This is a genomic window from Streptomyces sp. NPDC007971, assembly GCF_042958635.1.
Taxonomy (GTDB): domain Bacteria; phylum Actinomycetota; class Actinomycetes; order Streptomycetales; family Streptomycetaceae; genus Streptomyces.
In genome coordinates this window covers 1-6977 of sequence record NZ_JBIBJK010000055.1, presented here as the reverse complement: position 1 = coordinate 6977, position 6977 = coordinate 1, and the positions used below count along the sequence as shown (strand labels likewise).

The following is a 6977-nucleotide window of genomic DNA, read 5'->3' as shown; positions in this document are numbered from 1 at the left end:
CCGGCGAACAGGGGCGTCGCGAACATCAGCAGCATGATCGTGCCGTGCATCGTGAACGCCTGGTTGAACTGCTCGTTCGACATGATCTGCAGGCCTGGACGGGCCAGCTCGGCGCGCATGAGCAGCGCCATCACACCACCGATCAGGAAGAACCCGAACGCTGTGACCAGATAGAGCGTTCCGATCGTCTTGTGATCGGTGGTCGTCAGCCACCGTACGGCCCTGATGTCTTGGATCCTCTTCACGCCCCGCCTGTGTCCGCGCCCGGCCCGTCGGTCACACTCGGACGGCGCGAGGAACATCACGGAAGAAGGGTGTGACGATCCGGGCGGTGCCGGACACGAACCGAACATGAGCAACGACGAGATCTTCGCCGCTGCCTATCGCGAGCACTACTGGGCGGTCAGCCGTTATGTCGCAAGGCGACTTCCTGGGCGGGCCGACGAGGTGGAGGAAGTGGTGGCGGAGGTGTTCACGGTGGCCTGGCGCCGCCGGGCCGACCTGCCCGCGTCGCCGCTGCCCTGGCTGTACGGCGTGGCACGCAACTGCCTGGCGAACGCGGTACGCGGCTACGGTCGCCGGCGCCGGCTGGTGGACCGGATGGGCAACGACGAGGCGGCGCACGGCCGGCACATCGTGGACAGCCCCGACGCGGAGGCCCCCGGCGCCTGGGTGCACGAGGCCCTGGCCCGGCTGTCCCCGGCGGACCAGGAGGTGCTGCGCCTCGCGGCCTGGGAGGAACTGGGCGCCGACGACATCGCGGTCGCCCTCGGCTGCGGCAGCCGGGCCGCGGCGATGCGCCTGCACCGGGCGCGCAGCCGCCTCAGAGCCGAGATCGACCGCATGCGTCCCGCCGTGGCGGCGCTGCCCGACGGCCGGCCCGCCCCGGACCCCGCCTCCGCCGACGCGACCCTGTGCAAGGACCACGGACATGGCTGACGAACTCGAACTCCTGCGCCGCGCCGACCCGGTGCCGGCCGACAGTCCCGGCTACCGCGACAGGGAGCTGGACGAGCGTGCCGAGCAGCGACTCCGGCGGCTGCTGCACGAGGACGGCCCACGGCGCCGTGTCCGGCTGCGCGCGGTGCTCCCGCGCCGTGGCCCGCGCGCCCGGCTGGTCTGGAGCCTCGCCGCCACCCTCGTCGTCCTGGTGATCGCCCTCGACACCGTGCTCGGCGGCCCGAGCACGCCGCGCGCCGTCGCCGCGCCCCGCCCCCTGGCCGTCCACGTCCGGTCGACGCCCGTACCGCTGAAGGACATGGTCGCCCTTGCGGATGCGGCCGCGGCGGGCGGTTCACCCCGGCTGCGCCAGGGCACACACGTGCAGTCGTGGAGCCTCGGCCTGGGCGACGACAAACCCCCCGTCACGCTTCCCGAGGAGCGGGTGGTGCGCTGGCGGGCGGACGCCACCCACACCGAACTGGTCGTGGCGACCGACCCGCGCAGGCCGGGCCGCCCGGTCCTCACCGACGACGGCGACGACCCGCACCTGGTGGCGGACGGCCATGTGATCAGCCGGACCACGTACCCGCCGATGTGGAACGACGCCCCGCCCGAGGGAACCCCGCCGCACACCGCGGCGGCCCTGCGCGCCTACCTCACCGAGACCGTCCGCCCCGAGGTCGACCGCAGCACGGCGCCGCTGAGCACCCCGGAGCTCTTCGATGCCGTCGGGCAGTTGCTCGACCACTGGACCCTCGGCGCCCGCGAGTCGGCGGCCCTGGTCCGGCTGTTCGCCGAGGCCAGGGGGCTGCGGCCGGCCGGCGAGGTGACCGACCGCCTCGGCCGCTTCGGCCGGGCGTACGTGTACGACACCGGCGGCATCCGGCACCTGCTGATCCTGGAACCGCGCACCGGCGCGGTCCTCGGTATCGAGGACACCTGCACCGAGGACGACCCCGCATACGGGGTGAAGGCCGGGGACGTCATGGCCTACCGCGCCTGGATGCGCTGATCACACCCCGAGCTGCCGGGCGGCGGCCGCCGCCCGGCACCGTGGCCGGACAGGATGTGCTGCCCGGCCCGTACGCCGGCGGCGGTACCGTCCCGGTGCGTGCTGCCGTACGGCTCACCGGTGCCGGGCATGCCGCTTGCGCGGCGCGTGCGGCAGCCCGGGGCGCGGGTGCGCCGCCCGCAAGGCCGACCGAAGAAGAACGAGCGACGCCTGCAGACCCGCCGCGGAAACCGGTCCCGGCCGCCGCGCACGGGCCCGGCCCAGAGTCGCCCGGGCCGAGAAGGTCCAGGTCAGCCGTGAGGTGACCTGGACCCTCGCCAGCTTCCTTCCTACTCGTCCCATGCCTGGACCAGGATCTGTTCGGCGATCTTGCCGTCACGCAACGTGATCATGGACTCGGCGAGGACGCGGGTGCCGTCCGCGTACTGGCAGGACTCGCTGTAGGCGGCCTGGTCGCCCTGGACGACGCACCGGTCCAGCCTGTGCGTCATGTCGCGGCTGTAGACGTCGTGGAGCATCTCGCCTATCTCGCTCCGGCCGTGCAGGATCTTGGGGTGGCTCGGCTGGGTGTTGCGGTCGATGATGCGGATCTCCGCGTCCTCCGCGTAGAGCGACAGGAGGGCGTCTTCGGAGGTGCCTTCTATGCCTCGGCGCAGGGTCTCGGTGTCGAAGGCCGTCGCAGTGCCCATGGTGTGACCTCCTTCGGGCGTCCGTGGCCCGGCGGGGAAGCGGACCGGCACGCCCCACCTTCGAGACTCCTCCGCCCCGGCGGGCACGGCAAGCGCGGCCGACGGCGCTCCGCGTGACGGGCAGGCGCGGCCGGCGCAGCTCCGCCTGACGGGTGAGCGCCGCCGGGCGCCCGTATCCGTGCGGCCCCCGGCGCCGTTGCTGAAGGCATGATCTCAACACGACGTATCGTCGCCGCCGTCGGCCTGGCCGTCGGGGTCACCGGTCTCGCCGCTCCGCTCGCGAACGCGGCCGTGGCGGGCACCGGACACACCGGGCAGAGCGCCCCCATGGCGACGATGGACCCGCACCAGGCCGGCAACGTCCCCGCCCAGCGCAAGTCCCGGGCCCCGAGGGTCGCGCTGCACAGCGGCGCCCTGGACAAGCTCGACGAACTGAACCGCCTGGACGACCTGGGCCAGGTCACCGACCTCACCCGGTCCTGAGCGGTTGGCCGCCGCTGCCAGGCCCTGATCCTGCCGCGGCTGTGAGGGCCGTCCCCGCCGGGGCGGCCCTCACCGCTGCCGGGGGCGGGCCGGAGATCCGGCGGCCGGAAAGATCCACCGACGCCGCCGCGCTCCGTGCCGCTACCGACCGGTCCCGCGTAGGGTCGGCTCCGAAGGCACAACGAGGAAAAGGGGCCAGGCCATGGCGCAGGAAGTCCGCGGCGTGATCGCACCGGGGAAGGACGAACCCGTACGGGTCGAGACGATCGTGGTCCCGGACCCGGGGCCCGGCGAAGCCGTCGTGCGCATCCAGGCCTGCGGCGTCTGTCACACCGATCTGCACTACAAACAGGGCGGAATCTCGGACGAGTTCCCCTTCCTGCTCGGCCACGAGGCCGCCGGCGTCGTGGAGTCGGTCGGCGAGGGCGTCACCGACGTGGCACCCGGCGACTTCGTCGTCCTCAACTGGCGTGCCGTGTGCGGGAACTGCCGGGCATGTCTGCGCGGCCGGCCCTGGTACTGCTTCAACACCCACAACGCGCGGCAGAAGATGACTCTCGCCGCCACCGGCCAGGAGCTCTCCCCGGCGCTCGGCATCGGCGCCTTCGCCGAGAAGACGCTCGTCGCGGCCGGACAGTGCACCAAGGTCGACCCGGCCGTCTCCCCGGCCGTCGCCGGACTGCTCGGCTGCGGCGTGATGGCCGGCATCGGCGCCGCGATCAACACCGGCAACGTCGGCCGCGGCGACTCCGTCGCCGTCATCGGCTGCGGCGGCGTCGGCGACGCGGCCGTCGCCGGATCGAACCTGGCGGGCGCGGCGAAGATCATCGCCGTCGACATCGACGAGCGCAAGCTGGACAAGGCCCGCGCGCTGGGCGCCACCCACACGGTCAACTCCGCCGAGACGGACCCGGTCGAGGCCATCCGCGAGCTGACCGGCGGCTTCGGCGCCGACGTCGTCATCGAGGCGGTCGGCCGCCCCGAGACGTACAAACAGGCCTTTTACGCCCGCGACCTGGCCGGAACGGTCGTCCTGGTCGGCGTCCCCACCCCCGAGATGAAGCTCGAACTGCCCCTGCTGGACGTCTTCGGACGCGGCGGAGCGCTCAAGTCCTCCTGGTACGGCGACTGCCTGCCCTCCCGCGACTTCCCGATGCTGATCGACCTGCACCTGCAGGGCCGCCTGCCGCTGGACGCGTTCGTCACCGAGACCATCCGGCTGGACGACGTGGAGAAGGCGTTCGACCGCATGCACCAGGGCGACGTGCTGCGTTCGGTGGTGATGCTCTGATGACCACGCGCATCGAACGCCTCGTCACCAGTGGACAGTTCACGCTCGACGGAGGCACCTGGAACGTCGAGAACAACGTGTGGATCGTCGGCGACGAACGCGAAGTGATCGTCATCGACGCCGCCCACGACGCCGAGGCCATCGCCGACGCGGTGGCCGACCGCCGGCTGAGCGCCATCGTGTGCACCCACGCCCACAACGACCACATCAACGCCGCGCCCGCCCTCGCGGACCTCACCGGCGCCACGATCTGGCTGCACCCCGACGACCTGTCGCTGTGGAAGATGACCCACCCGGACCGCGAGCCCGACCGCCACCTGGCCGACGGCCAGGTCCTGGAAACCGCCGGCGCCGACCTGACCGTCCTGCACACCCCCGGCCACGCCCCCGGGGCCGTGTGCCTGTACGACCCCGGCCTCGGTGTCGTCTTCACCGGCGACACGCTCTTCCAGGGCGGCCCCGGCGCCACGGGACGGTCGTACTCCCACTTCCCGACGATCATCGACTCCATCCGCGCCCGGCTCCTCACCCTCCCGCCGGAGACCAAGGTCCTCACCGGGCACGGCGACCCCACCACCATCGGCGCCGAGGCACCCCATCTGGAGGAGTGGATCAACCGCGGGCACTGACCGCGGGACCTACCGGCCGCGGCTCGCCGTCGGCGGTGACGAGGACCTGGGCGACGGACTCCGCCGCTGCCGCTGAGAGAGCCGCCGAGAAATACCGACAGAAGATGTCCGGCTTTCCCGGGACAGTCGGGGACGACAGCAGTCGTGCCGTACAGGAGGTCGGACATGTCGGGGCCGTTGCAGGACAAGGTGGCGCTGGTCGCCGGGGCGACCCGGGGCGCAGGCCGCGGGATCGCCGTCGAACTCGGCGCGGCCGGCGCCACCGTCTACGTCACCGGACGCTCCACCCGCGCCCGCCGCTCCGAGTACGACAGGCCCGAGACCATCGAGGACACCGCCGACCTCGTCACCGAGGCCGGCGGGCACGGCATCGCCGTCGCCGTCGACCACCTGGACACATCCGCCGTACGGGCCCTCGTCGACCGCGTCTCTGACGAACAGGGCCGCCTCGACGTCCTCGTCAACGACATCTGGGGCGGCGAGAAACTCTTCGAGTGGGACACACCGGTGTGGGAGCACGACCTCGACAACGGGCTCCGGCTGCTTCGCCTCGCCGTCGAGACCCATGCCGTCACCAGCCACTTCGCACTGCCGCTCCTGCTGCGCCGGCCCGGGGGACTGGTGGTGGAGGTCACCGACGGCACCGCGGAGTACAACCGTGACACCTACCGGGTGAACCTCTTCTACGACCTCGCCAAGGCGTCCGTCCTGCGCATGGCCTTCGCCCTCGGGCACGAACTCGGTCCCCGCGGCGCCACCGCCGTCGCGCTCACCCCCGGCTGGCTGCGCTCGGAGATCATGCTGGACGCCTTCGGCGTACGCGAGGACAACTGGCGCGACGCCCTGGCCCGCGAGGCGCACTTCGCGATCTCCGAGACCCCGCGCTACGTGGGCCGTGCCGTCGCCGCTCTGGCCGCCGACCCCGGCGTGGCCCGCCACAACGGGAAGTCCCTCTCCAGCGGCGGCCTCGCCCGGGAGTACGGGTTCACCGATCTCGACGGCAGCCGGCCGGACGCCTGGCGGTACCTGGTCGAGGTGCAGGACGCCGGAAAGCCGGCCGACGCGACCGGCTACCGGTGACCGGCCGCCGACAGCGGGGCTCGGCGGCACGGTGCCGATGACCGGGCGCCGGCAGCAAGGCCCCTGCGATCGGGTGCCTGGTGCCTGTGCCTGGTGCCTGGTGCCAACTGCGGGGTGCCGGTGGCCGGGTGCCGCCGGAACACCGGCACGCGGACGTGCGACCTCTGTCGGGGTGATCACCTGCCGCCCTACGGTCACCCCATGACCGATCTCAAGCGTTTCGCAGGACACGGAGTTCTCGTCACGGGCGCGGCGCGCGGCATCGGCGCCGCCGTCGCCCGGCGGCTCGCCGAGGAGGGCGGGCAGATCCTGGTGACCGACCGCGACCTGCCCGAGGCCGAGCGGACCGCGGCCGCCCTGCGCCGGCAGGGCGGCACCGCCGAGGCGTTCGCGTGCGACGTCGGGGACCGGGCCTCGGTCGAAGCGGCCGTCGTCCGTGCCGTCGCCGCCTTCGGCTCGCTCGACGTGCTGGTCACCTGCGCCGCCCACTGCACCCCCGACGTGCCGCTCTTCGAGGACTACCCCGACGAGGCCTGGGCCCGCGACCTCGACATCACCCTCAACGGCGCCTACCGCTGCTGCCGCGCAGCCCTGCCCCACCTCGCCGCCTGCGGACGCGGAGCCGTCGTCGGCATCGGCTCCGTCAACGGCCTGCAGGACTTCGGCAACCACGCCTAATCCCCGCGTAAGGACGGAACGGGCCAGTGCTGGAACTCCGGACTGTTCGAACAGCAGGGCCGCCGTGCCTGGGCACAGCCGGACATTCGGAGTCTCAGCAGAGAGCGGCGGGCAGCCCTGCGGCTTGTGGTGACGGCCTGGTGGGCGCCGAGCGGATGCCTGAATCACGCCGG

General features: G+C 72.8%; 8 protein-coding genes and 1 pseudogene. 7 read left to right on the top strand and 2 right to left on the bottom strand.

The features are described 5' to 3' along the window. Window positions 1-245, bottom strand: a 245-nt coding sequence (locus ACFZCP_RS45630) for a cbb3-type cytochrome c oxidase subunit I (RefSeq protein ID WP_391443123.1), incomplete at its 3' end; no start/stop codon positions are given. A gap of 106 nt (window positions 246-351) precedes the next feature. Here ACFZCP_RS45630 and ACFZCP_RS45625 point away from each other — a divergent pair. Both ACFZCP_RS45625 and ACFZCP_RS45620 read left to right on the top strand, forming a co-directional pair. After that, on the top strand, window positions 352-939 hold the full coding sequence (locus tag ACFZCP_RS45625; RefSeq protein ID WP_391443120.1) for a sigma-70 family RNA polymerase sigma factor: 588 nt from the start codon (window positions 352-354) through the stop codon (window positions 937-939). Further along, on the top strand, window positions 932-1954 hold the full coding sequence (locus ACFZCP_RS45620; protein ID WP_391443117.1) for a CU044_5270 family protein: 1023 nt from the start codon (window positions 932-934) through the stop codon (window positions 1952-1954). The genes ACFZCP_RS45625 and ACFZCP_RS45620 overlap by 8 nt, the downstream gene beginning before the upstream one ends. A gap of 329 nt (window positions 1955-2283) precedes the next feature. Here the strand turns inward: ACFZCP_RS45620 and ACFZCP_RS45615 are convergent, their stop codons facing one another. Next, window positions 2284-2643, bottom strand: a complete 360-nt coding sequence (locus tag ACFZCP_RS45615; protein ID WP_391443115.1) for a nuclear transport factor 2 family protein — start codon at window positions 2641-2643, stop codon at window positions 2284-2286. Between the two features lie 207 nt (window positions 2644-2850). Between ACFZCP_RS45615 and ACFZCP_RS45610 the strand changes: the two genes are divergently transcribed. From ACFZCP_RS45610 to ACFZCP_RS45590, 5 genes and pseudogenes are all read left to right on the top strand, one after another. Continuing rightward, window positions 2851-3126 (top strand): hypothetical protein, encoded by a 276-nt coding sequence (locus tag ACFZCP_RS45610; protein WP_391443112.1) that lies wholly within the window; start codon window positions 2851-2853, stop codon window positions 3124-3126. 202 nt (window positions 3127-3328) lie between these two features. Continuing rightward, window positions 3329-4417, top strand: coding sequence for an S-(hydroxymethyl)mycothiol dehydrogenase (locus tag ACFZCP_RS45605; protein WP_391443109.1), 1089 nt, complete (start codon window positions 3329-3331; stop codon window positions 4415-4417). Then, the gene (locus ACFZCP_RS45600) at window positions 4417-5046 is read left to right on the top strand and encodes an MBL fold metallo-hydrolase (RefSeq protein WP_391443106.1); all 630 of its coding nucleotides are present in this window, start codon (window positions 4417-4419) and stop codon (window positions 5044-5046) included. Before ACFZCP_RS45605 ends, ACFZCP_RS45600 begins: the two co-directional genes overlap by 1 nt. 165 nt (window positions 5047-5211) lie before the next feature. Continuing rightward, the gene (locus ACFZCP_RS45595) at window positions 5212-6126 is read left to right on the top strand and encodes an SDR family oxidoreductase (RefSeq protein WP_391443103.1); all 915 of its coding nucleotides are present in this window, start codon (window positions 5212-5214) and stop codon (window positions 6124-6126) included. Between the two features lie 201 nt (window positions 6127-6327). Then, window positions 6328-6801: pseudogene (locus ACFZCP_RS45590) on the top strand (SDR family NAD(P)-dependent oxidoreductase); the annotation flags it as partial. Window positions 6802-6977 lie beyond the last annotated feature (176 nt).